Source organism: Xanthomonas euroxanthea (genome assembly GCF_900476395.1).
Classification (GTDB): domain Bacteria; phylum Pseudomonadota; class Gammaproteobacteria; order Xanthomonadales; family Xanthomonadaceae; genus Xanthomonas; species Xanthomonas euroxanthea.
The window spans coordinates 1452612-1478496 of sequence record NZ_UIHB01000001.1 but is presented as its reverse complement, the minus strand read 5'-3'; the positions used below and the strand labels follow the sequence as shown (position 1 = coordinate 1478496).

At 65.4% G+C, this 25885-nt stretch carries 19 protein-coding genes and 1 tRNA gene; 1 reads left to right on the top strand and 19 read right to left on the bottom strand.

The genetic code is table 11. The features are described from left to right. Positions 1-385: 385 nt before the first annotated feature. The 9 genes from CPBF1521_RS06540 to CPBF1521_RS06495 form a co-directional block, all read right to left on the bottom strand. Positions 386-2344: a response regulator gene (locus CPBF1521_RS06540; RefSeq protein ID WP_180496910.1), complete on the bottom strand. Its 1959-nt coding sequence runs from the start codon at positions 2342-2344 to the stop codon at positions 386-388. After that, the gene (locus CPBF1521_RS06535; RefSeq protein WP_104582456.1) at positions 2334-3209 is read right to left on the bottom strand and encodes a sensor histidine kinase; all 876 of its coding nucleotides are present in this window, start codon (positions 3207-3209) and stop codon (positions 2334-2336) included. Before CPBF1521_RS06535 ends, CPBF1521_RS06540 begins: the two co-directional genes overlap by 11 nt. Then, a complete protein-coding gene (locus CPBF1521_RS06530) occupies positions 3206-4216 on the bottom strand; it encodes an ATP-binding protein (protein WP_115676378.1) in 1011 nt (336 codons plus the stop codon). The genes CPBF1521_RS06535 and CPBF1521_RS06530 overlap by 4 nt, the downstream gene beginning before the upstream one ends. Further along, a complete protein-coding gene (locus CPBF1521_RS06525; RefSeq protein ID WP_104538234.1) occupies positions 4207-4602 on the bottom strand; it encodes an ATP-binding protein in 396 nt (131 codons plus the stop codon). Before CPBF1521_RS06525 ends, CPBF1521_RS06530 begins: the two co-directional genes overlap by 10 nt. After that, a complete protein-coding gene (locus CPBF1521_RS06520) occupies positions 4599-4961 on the bottom strand; it encodes an STAS domain-containing protein (RefSeq protein WP_104538235.1) in 363 nt (120 codons plus the stop codon). The genes CPBF1521_RS06525 and CPBF1521_RS06520 overlap by 4 nt, the downstream gene beginning before the upstream one ends. Position 4962: 1 nt before the next feature. Continuing rightward, positions 4963-5805, bottom strand: coding sequence for an STAS domain-containing protein (locus tag CPBF1521_RS06515; RefSeq protein WP_104582453.1), 843 nt, complete (start codon positions 5803-5805; stop codon positions 4963-4965). A gap of 1474 nt (positions 5806-7279) precedes the next feature. Continuing rightward, positions 7280-9604, bottom strand: coding sequence for a tetratricopeptide repeat protein (locus CPBF1521_RS06505; protein ID WP_115676376.1), 2325 nt, complete (start codon positions 9602-9604; stop codon positions 7280-7282). A 24-nt stretch (positions 9605-9628) separates the two neighbouring features. Next, complete coding sequence (locus tag CPBF1521_RS06500) at positions 9629-11497, bottom strand: ATP-binding protein (protein ID WP_181901112.1); 1869 nt, start codon at positions 11495-11497, stop codon at positions 9629-9631. Positions 11498-11719: 222 nt separating this feature from the next. Beyond that, on the bottom strand, positions 11720-13075 hold the full coding sequence (locus CPBF1521_RS06495; protein WP_181901142.1) for a helix-turn-helix transcriptional regulator: 1356 nt from the start codon (positions 13073-13075) through the stop codon (positions 11720-11722). Between the two features lie 911 nt (positions 13076-13986). Between CPBF1521_RS06495 and CPBF1521_RS06490 the strand changes: the two genes are divergently transcribed. Further along, positions 13987-14766 (top strand): winged helix-turn-helix domain-containing protein, encoded by a 780-nt coding sequence (locus tag CPBF1521_RS06490; RefSeq protein ID WP_104582449.1) that lies wholly within the window; start codon positions 13987-13989, stop codon positions 14764-14766. Between the two features lie 412 nt (positions 14767-15178). Here CPBF1521_RS06490 and CPBF1521_RS06485 read toward each other — a convergent pair whose 3' ends face one another. The 10 genes from CPBF1521_RS06485 to lspA form a co-directional block, all read right to left on the bottom strand. Further along, positions 15179-15565, bottom strand: coding sequence for a DUF805 domain-containing protein (locus CPBF1521_RS06485; RefSeq protein ID WP_104582448.1), 387 nt, complete (start codon positions 15563-15565; stop codon positions 15179-15181). 299 nt (positions 15566-15864) lie between these two features. Beyond that, positions 15865-17256 (bottom strand): DNA repair protein RadA, encoded by a 1392-nt coding sequence (radA, locus tag CPBF1521_RS06480; protein ID WP_104650266.1) that lies wholly within the window; start codon positions 17254-17256, stop codon positions 15865-15867. 335 nt (positions 17257-17591) lie between these two features. After that, the gene (locus CPBF1521_RS06475) at positions 17592-19472 is read right to left on the bottom strand and encodes a M61 family metallopeptidase (protein WP_181901111.1); all 1881 of its coding nucleotides are present in this window, start codon (positions 19470-19472) and stop codon (positions 17592-17594) included. Positions 19473-19659: 187 nt separating this feature from the next. Then, entirely contained in the window at positions 19660-19995 is a 336-nt protein-coding gene (gene cyoD / locus CPBF1521_RS06470) for a cytochrome o ubiquinol oxidase subunit IV (protein ID WP_115676373.1), read from the bottom strand. Further along, on the bottom strand, positions 19995-20624 hold the full coding sequence (gene cyoC / locus CPBF1521_RS06465) for a cytochrome o ubiquinol oxidase subunit III (protein ID WP_180496907.1): 630 nt from the start codon (positions 20622-20624) through the stop codon (positions 19995-19997). The genes cyoD and cyoC overlap by 1 nt, the downstream gene beginning before the upstream one ends. Then, positions 20621-22621 carry a cytochrome o ubiquinol oxidase subunit I gene (cyoB, locus tag CPBF1521_RS06460; RefSeq protein ID WP_104582446.1) on the bottom strand — a complete coding sequence of 667 codons (2001 nt, stop codon included), beginning with the start codon at positions 22619-22621 and terminating at the stop codon, positions 20621-20623. Before cyoB ends, cyoC begins: the two co-directional genes overlap by 4 nt. Next, positions 22621-23556: a ubiquinol oxidase subunit II gene (cyoA, locus tag CPBF1521_RS06455; protein ID WP_104650267.1), complete on the bottom strand. Its 936-nt coding sequence runs from the start codon at positions 23554-23556 to the stop codon at positions 22621-22623. Before cyoA ends, cyoB begins: the two co-directional genes overlap by 1 nt. Before the next feature lie 358 nt (positions 23557-23914). Next, positions 23915-23990 (bottom strand) — tRNA-Thr (locus CPBF1521_RS06450). Positions 23991-24167: 177 nt separating this feature from the next. Continuing rightward, positions 24168-25118 carry a 4-hydroxy-3-methylbut-2-enyl diphosphate reductase gene (gene ispH / locus CPBF1521_RS06445; RefSeq protein ID WP_115676372.1) on the bottom strand — a complete coding sequence of 317 codons (951 nt, stop codon included), beginning with the start codon at positions 25116-25118 and terminating at the stop codon, positions 24168-24170. A gap of 77 nt (positions 25119-25195) precedes the next feature. Beyond that, the gene (gene lspA / locus CPBF1521_RS06440; protein ID WP_104582443.1) at positions 25196-25708 is read right to left on the bottom strand and encodes a signal peptidase II; all 513 of its coding nucleotides are present in this window, start codon (positions 25706-25708) and stop codon (positions 25196-25198) included. Between the last annotated feature and the right edge of the window lie 177 nt (positions 25709-25885).

Sequence of the window (25885 nt, the reverse complement as noted above, 5' to 3'; positions counted from 1 at the left end):
GGGTAGGTGACGCGAGGGGTGAGACAGGGGCAATAGCGGCGATCAACATGACTGCGCAGCCATCAGGCGCGCGCGGCCGGCGCTCGGAACCGGGTGCACCACCGGCACCCGGTTCCTCTGCGCCATCCGCGCCATCTGACAGCCGCGCTACGTTTTGTTTCCCCCACCAACATCCGTCGGCATCGAACATGCCGGCCGGAGGCGCAACGTGGCGCCGCGCGCACGATATGTCAGCAATGTTGCAGCTCTATGGCAAGCGTGCCGCCACGCACATGGCAGCCGCCGCAGAGCCACGGTCGCCGTGGCGTGTTCAACGCATAAGCGGGTCGCCACACCGTGCGATCGGCAGGCGTCGGCAGCAGGCCCCAGGCGCGCAACCCCCGCGTCAGGCGCGGGCGGCCAACACGCTGCTGTCGAGCATCTGCCCGACCATGTTCAACAGATCGTTGAGGCTGAAGGGCTTGGGCAGCAACGCCATGCCGTCGGCCAGGAATTCCTGGCGGGTGGCGGCGTTTTCGGCGTAGCCGGTGATGAACAGGATCGGCAGGCCAGGCCGCAGCGCGCGCGCCACGTCTGCCATGTCGCGCCCGTTCATGCCGGGCAGGCCGACATCGGACACCACCAGATCGATCTCCACGCCGGCACGCAATTGATCCAGCGCGCCGTTGGCATCTTCGGCTTCGACCACGTGGTAGCCGGCGTCGCTGAGCACCTCGCTCACCATCATGCGCACCACGTCGGTGTCGTCCACCAGCAAGATGCGCTCGCTGCGGGTACGGGGCGAATTCGGTACCGGTGCCGGCGGCAATGCGCTGGCAGTGAGTCCACGCGGCAGCAGCAAGGCCACCGTGGTACCGCGCCCCACCGTGCTGGTGATGCGTGCGGTGCCGCCGGACTGGCGCGCAAAGCCGTAGGTCATCGACAGGCCCAGGCCGGTGCCCTCGCCGATCGGCTTGGTGGTGAAGAACGGCTCGAAGACCTGGTTGAGAATGGCCGGCTCGATGCCGCTGCCGTTGTCGATGACGTTCACCGCCACGTACTCGCCATCGTCCAGTTCCGGATCGCCCTGCGCGGTATGGGCCGCGCTCTGGATGCGGATGGTGCCCCTGCCCTTCAACGCGTCGCGCGCATTGATCACCAGATTGAGCACCACGTTTTCGAGCTGATTGGCATCGGCCACCGCCACCAGCGGCGTGTCCGCCAGGTCCAGCTCCAGCACGATGTTCTCGCCGATCGAGCGGTGCAGCATGTCTTCCAGCGAGCGCACGCGTGCGTTGATGTCGAAGGCCTGCGCATCCAACGATTGCTTGCGTGCGAAGGCAAGCATGCGCTGGGTCAGCGCAGCAGCGCGATGCGCCGAGCCGGTGGCGATCTCGGCCAGCCGCGGCACACGCTCGATGCGATTGGACTCGACCGCCAGCTGGATCATGTCCAGGCCGGAAATGATGCTGGTCAGCAGGTTGTTGAAGTCGTGCGCGATGCCGCCGGTGAGCTTGCCCAGCGCTTCCATCTTCTGTGCCTGCAGCAACTGGATCTCGGTGCGCTGGCGCTCGGCGATCTGGTGGGCCAGCTCGGTGGTGGCGGTATCCAGTTCCTGGCGCTGCTCGCGCTCGCGCATGCGCTGTTCGGTGACATCCTCGACCAGCAGCAGGCCCAGGTCCGGTTCGCGATACGGCGACACGCGCCACTCGGTTTCGCACACCTTGCCCTCGCGCAGGATCGACAAGGCACCGCTCCAGCGCTCGCGCTGCGCCAGCGCGTCGATCAGCGCGTGCACGGTGGCGGCCTGGTCCACGCCCGGCACGGCCAGCGCCTCGCCGGGTGTGGCGGTGCCGATCAGGCGCTGGAACGCGGCATTGGCTTCATGCGTGTGCAGCCTGGCGTCGACCACCGCAATCGGTGCGCTGATGTGCTCGAAGATCTCGCGGAAGCGGGCCTCGCTGATGCGCAAGGCGTCCTCGGCCTGGCGCGCGCGCAGCAGGGTGCGCAACGTGGCGACCAGCACGCTGGGGTCGACCGGATGAATCAGGTAGGCATCGGCGCCGGCTTCCAGGCCGGTGATCATGTCGCCGGTGGCGATCGAGGCGGCCGACACATGCACCACCGGCAGCAACGCGGTGCGCGGCTCGGCGCGTAGCGTGCGCACGATGTCGAAGCCGCTCATGTCCGGCAGATTGACGTCCAGCACCACCGCAGCAAACGCCTGCTCGGCCAGCCTGGCCAGGCCGTCGGTGCCGGTGCCGGCTTCTTCGACCACGAACTGATGGTGTTCGAGCACGCGCCGCACCGAATAACGCGTCACCGCGTTGTCGTCGACGACCAGAATGTGTGGCTTACTGCCCAAGTGCATCCTCCGCTGCCAGCGTGACCGGCAGCACCACGAAAAACTCCGAGCCCTGCCCGACCACGCTGTTGATTCCCACCCTGCCGCCCAGCAGCTCGGCGAAACGCTTGCAGATCGACAGCCCCAGACCGGTGCCGGTGAGGCGTTTCTGCAACGGTGAATCCACCTGTACAAAATCCTCGAACAAGGCGTCGTGAAGCTCGGCCGGGATGCCGATGCCGGTGTCCTGCACGCCGAAGCGCACATGGCTCTCGCCTTCCAGCTGCGCGAACACGCGCACATGGCCTTGTGGGGTGAACTTGAGCGCGTTGGAAATGAAGTTGCGCAGGATCTGCGCCAGCTTCTTGTCGTCGGTATAGAGCATCGGCAGTACCGGCGGATCCTCGAAGATCAAGGTGGTGCTGCTGACATCGGTGAGCGGGCGGAACATGCCGCGCAAGGCCGCAAACAGGTCCATCAGATCGAACCAGCCCGGCGAGATGGTGATGCGCCCGGCTTCGATCTTGGCCAGATCCAGCAGGTCGTCGACCATCTCGGTGAGCTCGCGCGCCGAGGCACTGACAAAGCGCACCTGTTTGGACTGCTCGGCAGTGAGCGGCCCGTCCATGCCGTCCTCGAGCAGCCGCGTGATGCTCAGGATCGAGCTGAGCGGGGTGCGGAACTCGTGGCTCATGTAGGACAGGAAGCGGCTCTTGAGCTCGGACACGTCGCGCAGCTGCTCAGCCTGCTGATCGAGCTCGGCATACAGCGCCAGCACGCCCTGGTTGGTTTCTTCCAATTCCTCGCGCAGGGCCTGGTTCTGCTGCCGCAGCGCGTCCAGTTCGGCCAGCGGATCGATGGGCGATGTCTCACCGGAAGCATTCATTGCAGGCCTCCCAGCCGCATGACGAACACGCCGCAATCGTCGCGGCCCCGCGTGTAATCGCGCAGCAGCACGGCCGCAATCAGACGCGGATGGCGCGACAGCAGCCCCGGATGATCGCGCAGGCTCCAGCGTGATTGCAGACCATCACTGTGCATGACCAGCAGTTTGCCGGCGGCGTCCGGAAAATCGAACGGCTGCGCCTTGCGGAACTGCACCCCGACGATGCCCGGATGCGAGGGCATGCCACGCACGCCGTCGCCATCGCACAGCGACGCGACGATATTGCCCACACCGGCAAAGCGTACCCGGCCGGTGCTGCTGTCGAATTGCATCACCGCCGCCGCGCCCCCGCGGGTGCCGGACATGCCCGCATGCAGCTGCGCGATGCGCTCGCCGGGCTCGCCGCTGGACGCGGCTGCAGCGCGCGTGCCGGCATCGGCAGCGTCGGCGGCGCCTGGACCGTGGCCCAGGCCATCGATCACGGTGACGGTCACGCGCTGCTCGCCAATGGCCAGATGCCAGGCATCACCGCACACCGTTTCGTTGTGCAGCGGCAGGCGGATCGCGCCGTACGGCAGGTCCAGTTCGGCGCGTTGCTGCGCAAACAGCCGTGCCATCACCACCGCGCCCTTGGCATCGGAATACGCGTCCAGCACCTGCGCCTGGCGCTGGATCGCGCCCAGCCCGGTGCCCGGCGTCCCGGCGGTGGAATAGCCATCGCGCAGGCCGTCCACGAGTGCGAAGCCCGGCCCGCCGTCGATGGCGCAGATTTCCACGCCCATGCCCTGGCGTGTGGCCACCGTGGACAACTGCAGGCAGCCGCCACGTCCATGCTTGACCATGTTGGTGGCCAGCTCGGTGGCCACCAGTGCCACGCGGCCGCAGGCGGCCTCGTCGAAACCCAGTGTCTGTGCCAAAACCGTCGCTTCGCGACGTGCCTGCCCGACCTGGCTGATTTCGTCGACACGAAACGCGCGCGTGACCTCGCCGGCGAGCGTCACTTCCATTTGGTGATGGTGATGCGCGTGCCCTTGCCGGCTGCGGTATCCAGGACGAAGTCATCCACCAGCCGCCGGCTGCCGGACAGGCCCAGTCCCAGCCCGCTGCCGGAGGTCCAGCCATCGGTGAGCGCCAGGTCCAGGTCGGGAATGCCGGGACCTTCGTCGCGGAAGGTCAGCTGCACGCCCTTGCGGATGCCGCTTTCCACCAGGGCCCAATCCATCTCGCCGCCACCGCCATAGATCACGGTGTTGCGCGCCAGTTCGCTGGCTGCGGTGACCAGCTTGGTCTGGTCGACCAGACGCAGGCCGCACTGCACCACCAGCTTGCGTACCGTCTGCCGGGCCAGCACCACATCCTGTTCGGTGCGCACCGATTGCGAACCGGTCGTCATGAAGTGCGATCGGGCTGCTGCAGCAGGCGCATGCCGCGTTCGACATCGAGCGCGGTGCGCACCGATGGCAGGGTCAGCCCCAGCTCGACCAGCGTGATCGCCACGGCCGGCTGCATGCCCACCACCACGGTCCTGGCATCCATGATCGCCGCCAGCCCGGAGATGGTGCTGATCATACGGCCGATGAAGGAGTCGACGATGTCCAGTGCGGAAATGTCGATCAGCACGCCACGCGCGGAGGTGGCGCTGATCTTTTCCGACAGGTCCTCCTGCAGCGTCATCGCCAATTGATCGTGCATGTCCACCTGGATGGTGACCAGCAGCAGGTCGCCCATCCGCAGGATCGGGATGCGCTCCATGTCAGCCTGCCTTGTTCACGGTCACGCCGATGCGCTTGAGCGCCAGCGCCAGCGCATCGGACAGGTTGGCCTTGGTGACGATGCCCTGCAGGTCCAGCCCCAGATGCACGATGGTCTGCGCGATCTGCGGGCGCACGCCGCTGATGATGGCATCGGCACCCATCAGGCGGATCGCGGTGACGGTCTTGAGCAGGTGCTGCGCGACCAGGGTGTCCACGGTGGGCACCCCGGTGATGTCGATGATGGCGATTTCCGAGCCGGTATCGACGATGCGCTGCAGCAGCGACTCCATCACCACCTGGGTGCGCTGCGAATCCAGCGTGCCGATCATCGGCAGTGCCAGTACACCGTCCCACAGCTTGACCACCGGTGTGGACAGCTCCAGCATTTCTTCCTGCTGGCGCACGATGATGTCTTCGCGGGTCTTCTGGAACGCCTTGACGGTGTACAGGCCCAGACGGTCCAGCAGCTCGGACAGCGCCCACAGCTGCTGGCCCAGATCCTCCGGCGTGTCGGCGTATTCGCGCTGCACAAGCGCGAACAGCACCCGTTTCAGCGAGAAGATGAAATTGGCGGTTTCCTGCGAATCAAAGCCACGGGTGGCGCGATCGCGCGACAGGTTTTCCAGGAAGCGACGCACCTCGCTCCAGTCGGCGCTGTCCAGGCTGCTGCCACCGTCCTTCAGGGAGGCGACCAGCAGGTGCAGGAAATCCGCGCTCTGGGTTTCGACGTCCTGTCGGGAAATGCGTCCATCGCTGCCCAGGCTGGAGCCCAGCCATGCCGCCAACAACGCAGCTTCCTGGCCACGAATCGCATCGATCGAGCGCTGCTGCAATGCCACCATGAGATCACCCGCCAAGAGTTAGAAGAGAGAAGGCTGGGCATGCGGGGCGATTGCGCCCCCCTGACTGGCGCGGCGCCCCCACGCCGAAGCGCTGCAGAGTAAAGCAATTCAGTTTCGGCAACCAGCGACGAACCTGTAGCGGTCAGAGGAAGATTCGTACGGAGTTTGACATTGCCGCGCACGCGGCGAACGTGAGCGCGACCACGCCTGGACAGATGCGCTTGCCGCCGGCCCGCCACCCTGCTCTCGGGCGCGAGGCGCCCGGCTACAGACTGCCGCCGGACCGGCCGTGATGCGGTCACCGACCGCTGCGCGAAGGTGGTCCAACTTGTGGGAAGACCGCCTGACGCCGGCCCGGACCGATCGCAACGCCCCTCCCATGGCGGCGGATGCGCTCGATGTGCCGGCAGGCCGGTCTGCCCACGCCCGGCGCCGCATGCACGCGCCAAGTCACGCCACTGCGGGGTCAGCCTGCAGTGCGTACTGAAGCCATCGCTTGCCGATCGGCACTAGCGATACCGGGAGCATGGTGCCGCGTCCGGGGGGCGAGACCGTGTGGCGGCATGGATGCCGCCACCGAGCCTACATGGACGTACTTGCGGCGTGTCCCGACACCGGATGCGGCGCCGCGCCGCCGACCGACTCCGCACACCGATCAATTTTGCGCACTAAATCCGTCCGCTTCATGCGAATGCTTCGGTCTGCGGCGGGCGCTTGCACGCGTACCGGCGTGGGACACGCCGCAAGTACGTCCATGTAGGCTCTGGCGCGGCATCCATGCCGCTCAAGGTCCCACACCGGCACGCGCGCAAGCACCACCATTTGTTGTCGGTTGCGGAAGGAAACGCGAACGGATTGCTGGACTACACGTCTCTGGAGTGCCCCTCCTGGCGACGTGACAGTAGATAGATGACTCGCCAATTGCGTTGGCGACGGAGTCCGCAGGCATCTACACGTGCTGAGCGCATTGCTTGCCAATCAGCGGTAGCGCTATTGGGAGCGTGGTGCCGCGTCCGGGGGCGGGACCGTGTGGCGGCATGGATGCCGCCACCGAGCCTACACGGACGTACTTGCGGCGTGTCCCGACACCGGATGCGGCGCCGCGCCGCCGACCAACTCCGCATACCGACCAACCCTGCGCATGAGGTCTGCCGGTGCTCCGTAGAAGCTTGGGTCTGCTGCGGGCGCTTGCCCGCGTACCGGCGTGGGACACGCCGCAAGTACGTCCATGTAGGCTCTGGCGCGGCATCCATGCCGCTCAAGGTCCCACACCGGTACGCGCGCAAGCACCACCAGTTGTTGTCGGTTGCGGAAACAAAAGCCAAGGGCTCGCTGCGCTGCACGTCCTCGAGAGCGTCACCATTCCTGACGACATACCAGCAGTTGGCACGCCAATCCCGAATGCCCAATCCCCAATCCCGGCGGCAGCGGCGACCACACCAGCAGCCGCTGCGCGACGAGCCTGATCGCCGCCCTACAGCCCGTAACGCTCCACTGCGTCCAGATGCGGGCGCGGGTCCTGATCGCAGGCCTCGGCCAGGCGCAGCCAGCACATCGGGTGCGCCCACTGCGCGGTTGTGGCCAGCAGGACGCGATGCAGTTCCAGCGGCGCCGCCGCTTCCGGCAGCGCCACGGTGAACAGCACGCCCGGCAGACCCGTGCTTGCATCTTCCGGGTCGAACGCGTCCGCGTGTGCCGGATCGACCACGCGATAGTCGTCGCGGCTGTGCAACCACAGCTTCCAGCCGCGCGCTTCGACGTCCTGCCGCAAGGCCTCGATCGCCTCCTCGCCAGGATGCACGCCATCCACCAGCCAGCTGCTGCCGTAACCGCCTGGCTCCAGCACATGCACCTGCGCATAGGTCGGCACGAACCGCTCGCGCTCGGCCTCGTCGTCCGGTGGCGGATACAGCAACTCCGCGTCGAACACCACCCAGTCGCCGACATGCTGGCGCCGATGTGCCGGTGCATTTTCGACGATACGCGCGGTGACCGGGCCGGTGCGCCGTGCGTAGTACTCGGCTACCTCGCCGTCGTCTACGCAACGCACGATCACCCACCCCCAGGTTTCTTCGACCACGCCACTGGTGCCGCTCAGCTCCATGCCAAGCGCCAGCGCCGAGGCGCGCACTGCCTCCCACTGCTGCGCCGCACTGGCCGCGGTCATGTGATCCCAATGTGCGGAGCGCGGCTCCTCCATCAACTCGGTCAGCTGGCGATACACCTCGGTGGCTTCGGCGAAGCGGCCGGTGTTGAGATACATGCGCCCCAGCAACCCGCGCGCGCCGTGCGAGCCGGGCGACAATTCCAGCAACGCGGTGCAGGCCTGCTCCAGCGCCGGCCAATCGGCCAGCCGCTGGGCCAGCTGCGCCTCGCACCACAGCGCCGCCACCGGCACCAGCGGGCGATACAGCTGCGCCAGCCGCCGCAGGCCGGCTTCATCGCCGCGGCCCAGCAACAGGTTCATCAGCCGGAAGGTCGGGCTGGTCTCGCGGTCGGCATGCCGCTGCACGAATGCCCACAGCAGCGCGATCGCCTCGTCGTCGGCCGCACACGCGCTCAGTGCCGACGCCGTGGTGTCCACCAACTCGGCGTCGTCGGGACGCTCGGCCACTGCCTGCAGCAACCACTGCGCCTCGCGCTCGGGATTCCGTGCCACGTCTTCGGCTTGCGCATCCAGCCACTGCAGCAACTGCTCAGCGGGCACCGGTGCCGGCTCGCCCGCCGGTGCGGCCTCGATGCGCGCAGCCAGGCCGTCCAGCAGCTGGGTTGCGCCACGGTCCTGGCGCAACTTGGGCACATGCGCACGCGCAAGCGCCAGGTGCCGGCGCGCGGTCCACACCGCACCACGCTGCAACGCCAGCGCGATCGCCATCTCGGCCGCTTCGATCAGGATGCGATGCGCACCCACCTGCGCGTAATGATCGAGCATCACCTGCAGGCGGCTGCCCAGATCCCAGGTGTTGCGCTCGGGCTGGCGCGATACCAGCACCACCACCGCACGCAACCAGTGCAGGCGGTAGCGCGGCGCAACCTCGCGCCACGGCAGAAAGGCTTCCAGTGCTTCGTCGTCGCGATTCAACATTGCCAAGGCACGGGCTTTCTGCAAGCGCCGCGGCTGACTGCAGTTGGCCCATTCGGCCCCTTCGCGCGCGGCTTCGCGTTCGCGCTGTTCGATCAGCGCCAGCGCCTCTTGCGCGCGACCCAGCGAGAGCAGAATCGAGATGCGCATGTCCGGCACGCCGTCGTAGATCTGCCCGCCATGCGCAACGATGGTCTGCGACTGCTGTTCCAGATAAGTCAGTGCCGCCTCGCCGCGTCCATCGTCGAGCAGGGCATCGGCTTTTTCGCAGCTCAGGCACTGGTAGCACGACCAGCTCGGATCGATGCGGCCCAGCGTTTCCTCGCACACCTCGATGCGCTCTTCCACCCAGCCCGGCCCGTCGATATTGGCGTAGCAGGCGGCCAGATCCTGGGTCACGCACACCGACTGCGGGCACTCCACCGCATCGGCGCGATGCGCGCGTTCGAACAACGCCACCGCATCGCTGAGCGCACGCTCGCCTTCGCAGAGATTGCCGACGCGGTTGCGCATTTCCCAATGCCCGACGAACACCTCCAGCCACGGATTGGCCAGCGTCTTGCCCAGCGCACGCGCCTCGGGCAACAACGCTTCGGCGCGTTCGATCTGCAGATCGCAGATATGGTCGGTCAGGCGTGTCAGCAGCTGCGCATTCTGCGGCTGCCCGGCTTCGCCCAGATCGTCCTGCAGCTTCTCCACCCAGTTCCAGATTTCCATCGTGTTGCTCCTTCGATGCGGCGCTCAGCGCGCCAGCAGTTGGGTCACGGCCTCGGCAAGATCGCCAAAGGCCCGGTTCAAATCCGATCCGCCCGATGCGTTGGCACCCGGCTGCGGCTGGCTGCGCCCCTGCGTCGACACGATCACCTTGAGTGAGCGCAGCAACCGCGCCGCCACCGCCGCCTGCGGATTGCCGGCGCGCTGCGCCGCCAGCAGCGCCTGCAAGGCCGGGTTGTCGAGATTCAGATACAGCCGCTGGGTCTGCCGCGCCTGGATCCCCGCTGTGAACTGCCGGGCCAGCCGCAACGCGGCGGTGGACACGCGCTTGTCGTTCTCGTCCTGCTCCAGCCGGCGCTTGAGTTCGGCCTCGCGGTCGGGCACCACCACCAACGGCAATGCCTCGGGGCTGAAGCGTGCCGGCACCAGCGCCTCGCCATCGCCCAGGTGCTGTTCCAGCCAGGCCAGTTCGTCGGCCGGCAACGTATCCAGCTGGAACAACTGCCGGTTGCCCTGCTCAGTGCCCAGCTCGACCAGGCGCACGCCCTTGGCCTGCGCCCAGCGGCGCAGGAACGGCACCACCGCATAGCGGTTTCCGTAGGCCACCGGCACGCCCATCGCGCGGAACAGCATTTCCTCGAACCCGCTGTCGCTGTCCAGGATCACATGTACCGCGCCACGCGCCGGCAACTGCTGCGCGGGCAGGTCGCCCTGCGAGGTCGGCACCCGCACGTGTTCCATCAGCAGCGCGAACAAACGCTCGTCGCACAGCGCCGCGCCCAGCAATGCCTCGTTGTGCCGCAGCAGGATGCGCCGCCAGGCTTCCGGCTGCTGACGCGCCACATCGGCCAGGCCTTGCACCAGCGCTTCGGACAGCGCGTGCTGCACGGCCGTGTAGGTGGCATCGCGTTGCAGATCTTCGCGGCTGGCGGTGGGCGTCAAGCGATTGGACTCGATCACGCCCCCGATAAAGCCCGCCCACGGTGGCAGCAGTTCGCGCGCGTTGTCGTCCAGCAGCATGCCGCGCAGGAACACCGACAGGTTGCGGTTGTCGCTGGTGCCGTAGGTGGCTCCGTCCTGCACCCACAGCAGGCCGACCGCATCGCTGCCCTCCTCCGCACGCACCGGCATGCAGCACAAGGGCTCGAAGTTGCGCTCGAAACGCGCGGCAAACTCGCGCTGACGCCGCCAGGCCTGCACCGGATGCAACGGCGCCGCATCGTGCATGCGCCACGGCGGCGGCTCGGGATTGATCGCCTGGGTATCGCCGCCGATCCAGATCGGCTCGCGCAACAGCGCGCAATAACGCGACAGGATCTCGCGCAGCCGTGCTTCCTGGGCCAACGGCAGATAGTCCTCGTGCAGCTCCAGCACCACTTCCGTTCCGACCTGGGTACGTGCCGGGATCGGACTCACCGTGTATTGCTCGGCATTGCTGGAGATATAGCAATGCCCCAGCGTCGGGCTCTGGTAGGAGGTGGTGCGAACGGTGACGCGGCGCGCCAGCACGAAGGCCGACAAAAAGCCCAGCCCGAACATGCCGATCAGGCCGCTGTCCTCATGCCCGCCCTGACGCAGGCCACGCGTATACCCCACGCCGACGGTGGCCAGGTAATCGTGGATTTCCTGCTGGGTCAGCCCGGCGCCGGTATCGACGATGCGCACGATGCCCTGGGCAGCATCGGCATGCACTTCGATGCGCGATTGGCCTTGCCAGTCGGGTTGTTCCAGACGGCGCCGCAGGATCGAGTCGTGCGCGTTCTGCACCAGCTCGCGCAGCGCGACCACCGGCGTGGAATACAGATGCTTGCTGAGAACGGACATCAATCCGTTGAGATCGACGCCTGCGCGGCGGATCTGGGAGGCGTCCGTCGCCTCGGAGGTGTGATCTTGCATGATCGTTCGTCGTTTCCTTGGCGGCCACGCCCATCCTCGGACGCGCCTTCCTGGGTGGCAGTGCGAGCCGCACAGGATAGCCGCAAGCCGCCCCACACGCACGCACGTCACACTATGACGGCGTCTCGCGCGTGGCCGGCGCGCGGCCGGCGCGGCAGCGCCCCCCTTGCAGAAACGACGCGCCACGGCCTGCGTCGACGCATGGCCGTGGCGCGCAACGGCTTACCGCTGCAGGGTTTCCATCGGCGCCTCATTGAAATGCTGGCGATAGCCCTTGGCCAAGGCCGACCGGCTGCCCACGCCCCAGCGGCTCGCCGCCTGCAGCACGCTGCCGCAGCCGCCTTCGGCCAGCAGTTCGTCGCGGATGCTCTGCATCCGGTAACGCCGCAGCACCTGGGTCGGCGACAGCCCGGTGGCGGACTTGAACGCCTGCTGCAAGGCGCGCCCGGTCACGCCGATCTGCGCGGCCACCTCGTTGATGGACAGGTCCGAACGGTGCGCATTGGTGATCATGTAGGCGTAGGCGCGCCGATACTTGGCCGGCAGCCGCGCGGAGATGTCGTCGCTGACATGTGCCGGCGTGCCGCTTTCCAGCAGCCGCGGCGCCTGCACCTCGCTGCGCAGGCACTGCACCGCGCCCAACGCGTACCGGTTGTACAGCAACAGCGCCTGCTCGGTCTTGCCCAGCGCCTGGCTGATCTTGGCCTGGCAATACTCGAACTCCAGATTCCAGCGCGGCGCGTGGTGCCGTCCGGCACCGGCCAGGGCGCGCTCTGCCAGATCCGCGCGCCCCACCGCCAATGCGGCAAGCGCCAGTTCCACCTGCGCATCCTGCCGGGCGCATGGCGGGCACCCGGTGGCGGCGGCCGGCAGCGCATCGATCTGCGCATCGAAACCGAAGGTGTCGCCACCGGCAATGCGCAGCAGGTTGCGCACGTGGCGCATGCGCTGGGCGAGCACCGGCATGCTCTCGGCCAGGTCGGCGATGCAGGCGCGCAACTCGTTGGGCTCGAAAGCATGCGCCGCATCCTCCTGGCGCAGCGTGGCCTGCCAGAACACGTGGTCGCTCATCCGGTCGGCACGCCGGATGCGCAGCTGCGCGATCATGTCCAGACGCAGCGCGTTGGCGATGCGCTGCCACTCGGTTGCGCCGCTGTCCAGTTCCCCCAGCGCTTCGTTGGCACGCTCCAGCGTCTGCAGCGCCAGCGTGCTCTGGCCCAGATGGAAGTGGGTCAGCGCCTTGCCCAGCAGACTCTCCCCGCCCAGGCAGGGCGGCGTTTCGCGGTCCATCGCCAGCTGTGCGAAGCAATTCAATGCAGCGCTCAGGCGGCGCTGGCTCAGCATCAACCAGGCGGTGTTGCGGCAGGACAGCAGCCGCAGTTGGCGCTGATGCCCGCGCATCGCCTTCAAGGCGTGGCGGTAGGCATCTTCGGCCTCCTCCTGGTATTCGAGGATCAACAATGCATCGCCGCTGGCACCGAGCAGGCTGACTTCATCCTCTGCACCATCCGGGGCGGCCGGGCCGTCGCGGCGTTGTTGAAGATGTTGCAGACCTTGCGGCCAGGCACCAACCAGCATCCTGCTTGTATAGATAGGAAGACGGTCTGCGTACGACAACGCAGAGATTGCCGCGAAGTAGGTTGAAAGGATCATGCCGGGCTCTCTCATAGGGGGACGAGCAAAAACAACAATGCGCCGGTCTGGCTGGCGCAAACGATTGTATGCAGCGGATCCAATGGAATTTCTCACTCCAAGGCACTAAGAAAATCAAAAATCCTCACTCTGTCTGTCGGCGAACCAGTTAAGCGGCGTGCAGATAAAGGGCACTTTTTGCATACCGTCACCGCATGCGTGCATAGGACATTCCGCGCCATGCGAAGCCGTATTGAAGACAGGACGCCAGCCAAAAAAGCAATCGTCGGCCATTCGAGCACCTGAGCCCGTGCGCAGCGGGACCATTGTCCTGGCATGTCGCGGCGATGGCCGCGTGCAAGGTATTTCAGTAAATGAAAGATGCACTTCAAACCAATGCTGCCGCATTCCATGGCATCAACCGATGGCCCACATATTCCATGCGCGCTTCGCGCACGTGCAAATCGCAATACCGTGGTATAGACCTGACATTGCATTCAACGACCTGGCGATCGTGCGTATTGTTTTCCGCCGGAACCATCGGCCCGCGTACCGCGCGATGTCGGAATTTTGTTAGTCGCCGTCGACGCATGCCCTGGATGTAAGAGCTGCGTTGCGCCTAAATGAGCGTACGTTAAAGCCGGCCCGCCCGAAGCCGAAGAAAAGTACGCAGCAGTGAAACTTTCTGGCTCCGCAATGGTACATACCATTCGTCCGGCCTCAGGCCGGATCCCCTGGCAGCCGAAGGCGATGGCGATGCACTTATCTATACATGTGGGTTTTGTATTGGCGCCTGCTGTCCACAACAGGCATCCAGCACATGACTGGTACGTGGGCAGACATGGGAAGGCCGGCTGATGCACGGCAACCCTACCGGCAAGCAAGGATCGGCTTTCCTGTTGACGCAGGACGCGCGTCTGGCATCGCAGGTCAATGCGAGCCTTGCACCGCTGGCCCCGAGTTTTGCGGTGTTTTCCGACGAACTCGAACTCCTGCGCTCGCTGCGGCATTCCCCCTGCGAGCTGCTGGTTTTCGACGCGACCTGCGTCGCGTCGGACGACAGCTCGCTGCTGGCCTGGCAACGCTGCCACAGCGGTCATCCCACGCCACTGATCGTGCTGGGGCGTTTCGACTGTGCGCACGACATTCTGGCCTGGTACCGCGCCGGCGCACACGATGTGCTCGCCCTGCCGTTCAATTCCCACGAACTGCATGTACGCGCGGCATTGGCGCTTTCGCCGGTGGCCGAGGCGTGCTCCGAGAGCCAGCAGCTGAGTGTTGGTCCCTACCACCTGATTCGCGACGAAAATACCGTGTACCTGCACGGCAAGCCGATCGTGCTGACCGCACGCGAGTTCTCGATCGCCTGGCTGTTGTTTTCCAGCCCCGGCGTATGTTTCCGCCGCTGCCAGTTGGCCAAGGCGGTGTGGGGTAGCCACACCGAGTTCACCGACCGCACGATGGAGCAGCACATCTACAAGCTGCGCAAGAAGCTGCAGCTATGCAACCACAGCGGCGTGGTGCGCATCAGAACCGTGTATTCGCATGGGTACAAGCTGGAACTTGCTACGCCCGACAAGCACGCGCCCAGCAAGGCCGTCAGCCCCAGCACCGCCCATCACGCCGCGGCCTGTTGACCAACGCGGGCTCGCAACAGCGGCAGCGCGGCGAACGGCGGCGAGCCGCGCTTGCTGCATGCCATCGGCGCCTGCAGTGCAGTGAGCCGTCCGCTGTGATGCATTGATCTGGTCGGGCATTGGCTGGACTGCTTTTCGCCTGCTGCCACGCCGGGCGGAAAACCTGTCCACCTGGTAGTTCAATCATGTAGTGAACACACGAGCAGGCCCTTGGCCTATTGCCGCTCGACTACTTCCCACGCCCTGGCAGGACGGATACGTTTTTGCGGTCGGCTCAAAATGCCCCTATCGCACCCAGTGCCGCGCTCGAACAGGTGCGTGCCCTTTGGCAACCTCCGCCAGCCGGCTCTCCAGAAACGACAATGGCGCGGAGGACTCCCCGCGCCATTGTTCGATCAGGCATCGCACCCGGTTACTGCTTGGGATTCTCGCCGTACTCGTTCGGGCCGGGCGTGCCTTCCAGGCACATGAAGACCAGCACGATGAAGCCACCGACATAGGGCACCAGGCTGATCAGATAGAACCAGCCGGACTTGCCCTGGTCATGCAGGCGACGCACGGTCACCGCAATGCTCGGCACGATCAGTGCCAGTACGAAGATCCCCATGATGGCAAGCACCAGCCATGCCAGTGCGCCGGGACCGTTCTCGCCGCCCATCACTGCCGCCGCGATGCCGAACAAGCCGCCCAATACCAGCAGGACGATCGCCTGCAGCAGCATGAACATCCAATATTCCTTGCGGCGTGAGCGGCCATTGAAGTCGGCGTAGCGCTTGAGTGGCAACAACATCCATTCCATCGTGTTCTCCTGGTGACGCGCAGTGGGCGCTGTCTGTGATCCGGTGCACCGTGCAACGGGCCGCGCATGTTGCCATAGCCGCCCTCTGCTGAAAACGGTTTCTTACCGGCTGGCGGCATCTCGCGACTGCTGGCCGACCAACGGTCGCCGCAGTTGGCGACGGCCAACCCGACAACGTCACTGCTGCAATTCCGCCATCGCGCGGCGCGATGTGTGCAGCCCTGCACCCGGGCGCGCGATCAGCTCACCCCGTGCAGCGCGATGCCCTGTGCAGACGCCTGCCCCATACCGGGCCGGAATCACTCGGCCGCCGCTTCCAGCGCCTGGCTCAGCCGCTCCACGGCGACGATCTCCATGCCCTTGATGCTGGCAACCTTGGGCGCGTTGGCCTTGGGCACGATCGCGCGCTTGAAGCCGTGGGTGGCGGCTTCTTTCAGACGGTCCTCGCCATTGGGCACCGGCCGGATCTCGCCTGACAGCCCCACTTCGCCAAAGGCAATCGTCTTCTCCGACAGCGGCCGGTCGCGCAGCGAGGACAGCACTGCCAGCAGCACCGGCAGATCGGCAGCGGTTTCCTGCACGCGGATGCCGCCGACCACATTGACGAACACGTCCTGGTCGCCCACCACGATGCCGCCGTGGCGATGCAGCACCGCCAGCAGCATCGCCAACCGGTTCTGCTCCAGCCCCACCGCCACGCGCCGCGGATTGGACAGCGGCGAGGCGTCCACCAGTGCCTGCACCTCCACCATCAGCGGCCGGGTGCCTTCGCGGGTGACCATCACGCAACTGCCCGGCTGCTGGGTGCTGCCGCCGGACAGGAAGATCGCCGACGGGTTGGAGACCTCCTTGAGGCCCTTCTCGCCCATCGCGAACACGCCCAGCTCGTTGACCGCCCCGAAGCGGTTCTTGAACGCGCGCAACAGGCGAAACCGGCTACCGCTCTCGCCTTCGAAGTACAGCACCGCATCGACCATGTGTTCCAGCACGCGCGGGCCGGCGATGCCGCCCTCCTTGGTCACATGGCCGACCAGGAACACGGCGGTGCCGGTCTCCTTGGCGTAGCGCACCAGCCGCGCCGCGCTCTCTCGCACCTGGCTGACCGAGCCCGGCGCCGCGGTCAGCGACTCGGTCCACAGCGTCTGGACCGAGTCGGCCACGATCAGCTTCGGCCGCGCCACGCTGGCATGCTGCAGGATGTTTTCGATGCCGGTTTCGGCCAGCGCATTCAAGCCTTCCAGCGGCAGATCCAGCCGCACCGCGCGCCCGGCCACCTGCGCCAGCGATTCCTCACCGGTCACGTACAGCACCGGCAGCGTGCTGGCCATGCTCGCCAGCGCCTGCAGCAACAATGTCGACTTGCCGATGCCGGGGTCGCCACCGATCAGCACCACCGCGCCCTCGACCAGCCCGCCGCCCAGCACCCGGTCGAACTCGCCGATCCCGGTGGACACACGCGCCTGCTCGGACTGCTGCACATCCTTGAGCGCGGTGATCTTGGGCGCCTCGGCCTTGCCGGCCCAGCCGCTACGCCGCGAGGCCGCAGGCGAGGCCTTGCCGCCGGGCGTGGCGCTTTCGAGCACGATCTCGCTGAGCGTGTTCCAGACCCCGCACTCGGTGCACTGCCCCTGCCACTTGTTGTACTCGGCGCCGCACTCGCCGCAGACATAGGCCGTTTTCGCCTTCGCCATCGTCAGTTAACCCATCGCTTCTGGAGCGACAGGATAGTCGGCGTCGGTCTCAGGATGCGCGACGTTGGCTCGGGAATCGGGAATCGGGAATCGGGAATCGGACAGCTGACGCCGCCGCAGGAAGGGATGCAAGCACCCATTCCTGCGGCGGCGTTTTCACCTGGCCGCATTGATGAGCGGACCGGTCGGCTGGCGCGCTGTCTTTCGATCGGTCGCACCGGCATCGGTACCGACGAAAACCGGCGCCTGCCGCTGCATGATCAATCGCAGCTGGTCATGCAGACACCAGATCCTGCCATTGCCCGCTCGAACGGCTGCTCGCAGGCAACCGCCGCTCAGCGCGGCTTGTACAACTCGCTCAGGCGGTCCGGCTTGCCGGGGATACGTTCCAGATGCGGATACAGCAGGCCGCCGTGGTAATCGATGCGCACGGTGTCGTAGCGGTCCAGGCGCTTGACCAGCAGTTCGATCGGCGCGGTGGTGCCCTTGGCCGCCTTGATCGCGTCCTTGATCACCTCGCTGCTGAAGGCGCGGCCGTTGACCGCCACGATGGTGTTGCCGGCGATCAGGCCGGCATTGAAGGCCGGGCCGTCCCAGAGCACATCACCGATGTCGCCAGAGGCTTTCAAGGACACGCCAAGCGAATAGGCCAGGTTGGCGTCCTTGTCGTCGCTCTCGTCGGCCTTGGTGGCCAGATTGGGCTCGTCGTTGTAGACCAGCTTCCAGCCATTGGCCTCGATGCCCCCGTTCAACGAGCCATGCCCGTCCATGCGGCTGCGCAACAGGCTGGCCCAGTCGTAGGCGGCAATGCCGTTGAGCGTGGCGACGATGTCGTCGAAGGTGTACGGGTTGACGTCCCAGTCGCCGTTGTTCATGCCGAAGAACGCCTTGCCGAAATCGTCGATGGAGCGCTTGTTGTTGGTCAACGCGCGCAACTTGCTGTCCACTTCCAGCCACATCATCTGGCCGCCGGAATAGTAGTCCTCGCTCATCTGATAGCTGCGGTAGGCCTTAGGCCGGCGCATCGACATGGTCGGGTCGTTGGTGGTGTCCTGCACGGTGCGCCAGGCCATGCCGGGGCGCCCGCGCTCGTAGCTCGCCGCCACGCCGGCCAGCATCTCGCGCGCCTGGTCCTGCGTCCAAAGGCCCGAACGCGCGGCCATCACTTCGCCCCAGAACTGGGTCTGGCCCTCGTACAGCCACAGCAGGCTGTCGCCCATCGGCACATTGAAGTTTGGCGTGGCCAGGTCGGCACCGCGACGGTACTTGCCGTTCCAGGAGTGGTTGAACTCGTGCGCGAGCAGGTCGCGCCCGGTCCAGCTCTTGTCCCACTCGGTGAAGTAGGTCGGCACGCCGCTGTTTTCGCTGGAGCGGTGATGCTCCAGGCCGATGCCACCCAGTTTCTTGGTCAGCGCCAGCAGGAATTCGTAATGATCGAAATGGCGCGCGCCGTAGAGCTTGTCCATCTGCTGCACCAGCGCTGCATGCGCCTTGATCTGCTCGGGCTTGCCCTCCAGCGACTTGGCTTCGTCGGCGAACACGTTGAGGTAGACCGGCTGCTTGCCGGCGCTCAGCTCCACGCGCTTGTAGTACTTGCCGGCGAACATCGGCGAATCGACCAGGTCGTCGAAATCGATCGGCTTGAAGGTCACCGTGTCGCCGACGCGGCGGTCGGTCTCCAGTGCCGTGGCATAGCTCCAGCCGGCTGGCAAGGTGACGCTGGCCTGGGCCTTGATGTTGCGTGCGAACACGCCGGCCGGATACAGCGCGGTGGTGTTCCACTGCAGGTTGAGCATCTCCGGGGTCATCATCACCCGGCCCTGGTTGGGGGCCTGCGGCGAGAGGAACTTGAACTCGGCCACCAGCTCGGTGGCGCCCTGGGGCACGTCCACGGTGAAGGCGTACACATCGAACTGGTCGCGCTTCCACGGCACCACCTTGCCATCGACCTTGATCACCAGACCGGCCAGCTTGTCGATCGGCCCGGTCGGCGAGTGATTGCCGGGAATCCACTGCGGATACAGCAGCGTCATCGGGCCGGGCTTGGCCGGCATGGTGGTTTTGACCTTGAAGATGCGGTGGGCCAGATCGGTGGCATCGACGTCGATCTTCAAGGTGCCGTCGAACGGCACGTCCTGCGGCGCAGCGGTTTGTGCGGCCGCAGGCAACGACAGTGCCGCCAGCAGCGACACGGACAACAAGGTGGGGATCTTCATCGCAACTCCGCAGGGACCTGGAACAGGCAAGCCCACGATGCTAAGCGCCTGCCTGCGCTTCCCCCGTATGCCATAGGTCATGCTGCGCGCCGATTCGCACGCAAAAAAAAAGCCGCCAGTGACCTGGCGGCTTCGTTCTGTCCGGTATGCGTCGATCCGACGTGCCGGGATCGGGCGCCGTGCCGTCTCAATGCATCATGTTGACGTTCATGTTGTGCAGCACCCACAGCGAACCCACGATCACGATGCCGATGATCAGCAGCGAGAACAGGCCCACCTGCACGTTGGAACGCTGCTCGGGCGAGCGGTCCATGTGCAGGAAGTACACCATGTGCACCAGCATCTGCACCGCGGCCATCAGCGAGATCACGATGACGGTGACACCCTTGGAGAACACTCCGCTCATCACCATCGCAAACGGGATGACGGTGAGGATCACGGCCATCACAAAGCCGATCAGGTAGGACTTCAGGCCGCCGGCATGTGCGTCGGCAGCGGTTTCATGCGCGTGGTGATTGGCCATTACAGCGCTCCCAGCAGGTAGACGACGGTGAACACACCGATCCAGATGATGTCCAGGAAATGCCAGAACAGGCTCAGGCAGGCCAGACGCGTGCTGTTGCGCGGGGTCAGGCCGTTCTTGGAGATCTGGATCACCAGCACTGCCATCCACAACAGGCCGGAGGCCACGTGCAGGCCGTGCGTCCCCACCAGGGTGAAGAAGGCCGACAGGAACGCGCTGCGTCCCGGACCCGCCCCTTCGTGGATCAGATGGTTGAACTCCCAGACTTCCATGCACAGAAAGCCGATGCCCAGCAGCGCGGTGACGCCCAGCCAGGCGTACAGCCCGGTCATGTTGCGCTTGTGCGCGGAAATCATCGCAACGCCGAAGCTCAGGCTGCTGAACAACAGCAGGAAGGTTTCCACCAGCACGAACTTCAGGTCGAACAGCTCCTTGGCCGTCGGTCCGTCCACCGTGGCGCCGGAGAGCACCGCATAGGTGGCGAACAGACCGGCGAACAGCAGGCAGTCGCTCATCAGGTAGACCCAGAACCCGAAGACGGTGTTGCCACCGGCATCGTGATGTTCGTGGTCGTCGTGGCCGCCCGCGTGGGCGGCGTGGTCTAGCGTGGTCGAGGAAGACATGGTCATACCACCTTCGCGGCCTGCGCCGCATGTTGCTGTTCGAGCAGGGCAAAGCGCGCGTTTTCGATACGCTCCACTTCGTCGGCCGGCACCCAGTAATCGATGTCGTCATCGAAGGTACGGGCGATGAAGCTGCCGATCATGCCGACCAGGCCGACGATGGCCAGCCACCAGATGTGCCAGATCAGACCGAAGCCCATCAGCACGCTGAAGGCGCCGATATACACGCCTGCACCGGTGTTGCGCGGCATGTGGATGGCCTCGTACTTGGACGGACGCACCCAGCCCTTGCCGTTCTGCTTGTCGGCCCAGAACTGATCGCGGTCGTCGATGTGCGGCAGCACGGCGAAGTTGTAGAACGGCGGCGGCGAGGAGGTGGCCCACTCCAGCGTCCGGCCATCCCACGGATCGCCCGTGTGGTCCATGTGCTCCTTGCGCTTCCACACGCTGTAACCGATCTGCACCAGGTTCAGGAAGATACCCAGGCCGATGATCGCAGCACCGGCCGCAGCGACGTACAGCCACGGCGCCCACTCGGGGTGGTTGTAGGTGTTCATGCGACGGGTCATGCCCATGAAGCCGAGCACGTACAGCGGCATGAAGGCCACGAAGAAGCCGATGATCCAGCACCAGAACGAGGCCTTGCCGATCTTCTCGTTGAGCTTGAAGCCGAACGCCTTCGGGAACCAGTAGGTCAGGCCGGCCAGATAGCCGAACACCACGCCGCCGATGATCACGTTATGGAAGTGCGCGATCAGGAACAGGCTGTTGTGCAGCACGAAGTCCACTGCCGGGATCGCCAGCATCACGCCCGTCATGCCGCCGATGGTGAAGGTGATGATGAAGCCGATCGTCCACAGCACCGGCGAGGTCATGTGCACACGACCGCGGAACATGGTGAACAGCCAGTTGAAGATCTTCACGCCGGTCGGGATCGAGATGATCATCGTCGTGATGCCGAAGAAGGCATTGACGTTGGCACCCGAGCCCATGGTGAAGAAGTGGTGCAACCACACCACGAACGACAGCACGCCGATGCACGAGGTGGCGTAGACCATCGAGGTGTAGCCGAACAGGCGCTTACGGCTGTAGGTCGCGATCAGCTCGGAGAAGATGCCGAACGCCGGCAGGATCAGGATATAGACTTCCGGGTGACCCCAGATCCAGATCAGGTTGACGTACATCATGGCGTTGCCGCCACCGTCATTGGTGAAGAAGTGCGTGCCCAGGTAACGGTCGGCACCCAGCAGCGCCAGCGCCACGGTCAGGATCGGGAATGCGGCGATGATCAGGATGTTGGTGATCAGCGCGGTCCAGGTGAAGATCGGCATGCGCATCAGGGTCATGCCCGGCGCGCGCATCCGCATGATCGTCACGAAGAAGTTGATGCCGGTCAGCAAGGTGCCCAGGCCTGAGACCTGCAGCGCCCAGATGTAGTAGTCGACGCCGACCCCCGGACTGTATTCCAGCCCCGACAACGGCGGATAAGCCAGCCAGCCGGTCTGGGCGAATTCGCCGACACCCAGCGAGATGTTGATCAGCGCCGCACCGGCCACGAACAGCCAGAAGCTCAGCGAGTTCAGGAACGGGAACGCCACGTCGCGCGCACCGATCTGCAGCGGCACGATCAGGTTCAACAGGCCGGTCATGAACGGCATGGCCATGAAGAAGATCATGATCACGCCGTGCGCGGTGAAGATCTGGTCGTAGTGATGCGGCGGCAGCACGCCTTCGCCGCCGTTACCTGCCAGCGCCTGCTGGGTGCGCATCATCGCCGCATCGGCGAAGCCGCGCAGCAACATGACCAGCGCCACGATGATGTACATCACGCCGATGCGCTTGTGGTCCACCGAGGTGAACCACTCGTTCCACAGGTAGCCCCACAGCTTGTACTTGGTGATGGCGCCCGCGATGAGCAGGCCGAGCAGGCCTGCACCACCGAGTGCGACCATGATGATCGGCTCGTGGTACGGAACCGCCTCGATCGTAAGTTTGCCTAGCATCACTTGTCTCCAGAAGTGCACATGGCAACCGGCTCTGCAGCCGCTGCCTGATGGTCGCCATGGCCTTTGTTATGGCCCGGACCATTCATGTATTTGTCGACGAGCGAGCGGAACATGCCGTCCTGCACCGACGAGTAGTAGGTGACCGGATACTGTTCCTTGTCGTTGCGATTGGCTGCCAGCACCTGGTACTCGGCGGCGTTCAACGCGGTCGGCGATGCCTTGACCTTGGCCACCCATGCATCGAAGCCGGCCTGATCGACGGCATGCGCCTTGAAGCTCATCTTCGAGAAACCGTGACCGCTGTAGTTGGTCGACAGGCCGAAGTATTCGCCCGGCTCGTTGGCCACCAGGTGCAGCTTGGTTTCCATGCCGGCCATCGCGTAGATCATCGTACCCAGGTGCGGGATGAAGAACGAATTCATCACCGTGTCGGAGGTGATCTTGAAGTTCAGCGGCGTATGCACCGGGAAGGCGATTTCGTTGACCGTGGCGATGTTCTGGTCCGGGTAGATGAACATCCACTTCCAGTCCAGCGACACCGCTTCGATGGTGATCGGCTTGACGTCCGAATCCAACGGCCGGTACGGGTCCAGCGCGTGCGAGGAGCGCCAGGTCAGCACCGCCAGCACCAGGATGATCACGCACGGGATCGACCACACCACCACCTCGATCGCGGTGGAGTGAGACCAGTCCGGCTCGTAGCGTGCCTTCGTGTTGGACGCGCGGTATTTCCACGCGAACGCAATCGTCATCACGATCACCGGGATGACCACGATCAGCATCAGCACGACCGAGGTGATCAGCAGCTGCTTTTCGTCGTGGCCGATCTGGCCTTTCGGATTGAGAATGGCCGAACTGCAGCCTGCCAACAGCAGGAACGGCAGCATCAGGCCTGGACGAAGTACACGCCCGAGATGTTTCAACGGAATCATCGGTCGATCCAAGTGCGAAGGAACGCCAGCCTCGTTCGTCGTATCCAGGTGGGACTTGTCCTGACGGCACGCTTCCTGAAGGAAGGGGCCACGCAGACCGAAGACACGAGTTAGCTCCCTGATTTTAGACTTTGCTGCACCTGCACGAAACCCATCGGCAATGATCTGTCGCAATTAATGCGCGCAAAACTGTGCGACATGTTGTCGCAGCGCTGCGCAGGACGACAAAGATGCAGCCGCGGCCATCGATTGCGCCCGGCACGATGTGTGGCGTATATGGCCGGGCCAGCGGCAAGATGCGCATACTTCGGCCCAAACGCAGCTGGGCCGACCAATGGTCGACCCAGTGTTGAAGCAATGGTGCCGGAAATAGGAATCGAACCTACGACCTACGCATTACGAATGCGCCGCTCTACCAACTGAGCTATTCCGGCGAGCCGTGCATTGTAGGAGCGGAGCCGGTGCCCGGTCAATCGCCGCCAGGCGGCGCACTACGCATCCCGGCCCCGGACCTGTGGACCATCGCCGGCGGAGGACGACCACCTGCAGCTGCGAAGCACCCAGGCTTGCCGCAAGGACCCGCCGCCGCAAGCAGCCCGGAGCGCCCGCTGTCAGCTGACCAGGCGCAACCGCAATTCCTTGGGGAGCGCGAACACCATCGATTCCGGCTCGCCTTCCAGCTCGGACACACTGCTGGCGCCCAGCTCGCGCAACCGCGCCAGCACGCCATCGACCAGCACCTGCGGCGCGGAGGCGCCGGCGGTCAGGCCGATGTGCTGCTTGCCGACGATCCAGGCCGGGTCGATCTCGCTGGCGTTGTCGATCAGGTAGGACTCCACCCCGTCGCGCCGGGCCAGCTCGCTGAGACGATTGGAATTGGAGCTGTTGGGCGAACCGACCACCAGCACCAGGTCGCATTGGCGCGCGAGATCGCGCACCGCGTCCTGGCGGTTCTGGGTGGCGTAGCAGATATCGTCGTGGCGCGGCCCCTGCATGGCCGGGTAGCGCGCACGCAGGGCCTCGATGATGCCCATGGTGTCGTCCACCGACAGCGTGGTCTGGGTGGTGTAGGCAATGTTCTCCGGCTGGCGGATCTGCAGCGTGGAGACCTGCTCGATGTCCTCGACCAGATAGATCGTGCCCGCGCCGCGTTCGCGGCTCCACTGCCCCATCGTGCCTTCCACCTCCGGGTGTCCGGCGTGGCCGATCAGCACCACGTCGCGACCGGCCCGGCAATGCCGCGCCACCTCGAAATGCACCTTGGTCACCAGCGGGCAGGTTGCGTCGAACACCTTCAACCCGCGGCGCTCGGCTTCCTGCCGCACCGCCTGCGAGACGCCGTGTGCGCTGAAGATCACCGTGGCGTTGTCCGGCACCTCGTCCAGCTCTTCGACGAAGACCGCGCCGCGCTGCTTGAGGTCGTCGACCACGAAGCGGTTGTGCACCACTTCATGGCGCACGTAGATCGGCGCGCCCAGCGTTTCGATCGCGCGCTTGACGATCTCGATCGCACGGTCGACACCGGCACAGAAACCACGGGGATTGGCGAGCAGGACATCCATGGCGGGCATTCTACGGGAATGGGGAATGGAGGATGGAACCTGGCGATGCCGGTACGCCGCGACTTCAGCGACGATTCCTACTTCCGGATCCCCGCCTCCCGCTTGCCGGACCTGTCGAACAGGCCGAATACCGCGATGCCGATGGCGCCGCCCACGATCGCCGAGTCGGCGATGTTGAACGCAGGCCAGGTGTGGCTGCCGATATACCACTGGATGAAATCGACCACGTGGCCGTGCATCAGGCGGTCGATCACGTTGCCGATCGCCCCGCCGATCACCAGTGCATACGGCAACGCGCTGCGCCATTCGCCGCGCGCGGTACGCGACAGCCAGAACGCCAGCAGCCCGCTGATGCCCACCGCCAACGCAGTGAAGAACCACAGCTGCCAGCCGCCGGCATCGCTCAGGAAGCTGAAGGCCGCGCCGGTGTTGTAGGTGCGGTACCAGTTCCAGAAGCCGTCGATCACCGGCACCGGGGTGTACTCGGGCAGGCTGGACAGCACCCAGGCCTTGCTCCACTGGTCCAGCCCGACCACCAGTGCCGACAGCAGCAACCAGATCAGGGCGGAGGGTTTGGGGCGTTGACTCATGTCGAAAGATCGCAGTTGGTGGTGACTTCTCCGACGCCGGAGAAGATGCCTGGATGGCGTTGGGGATGGCGGTTAGCGGAACAAAAGCTGGAAGAGAGGCGGGCAAGGATGGCATGGACGCCCGAGCCAGCCGCCCTGCCCCGCATTGCCGCGTGCGCCACGCTTCAGCAAGCGAGG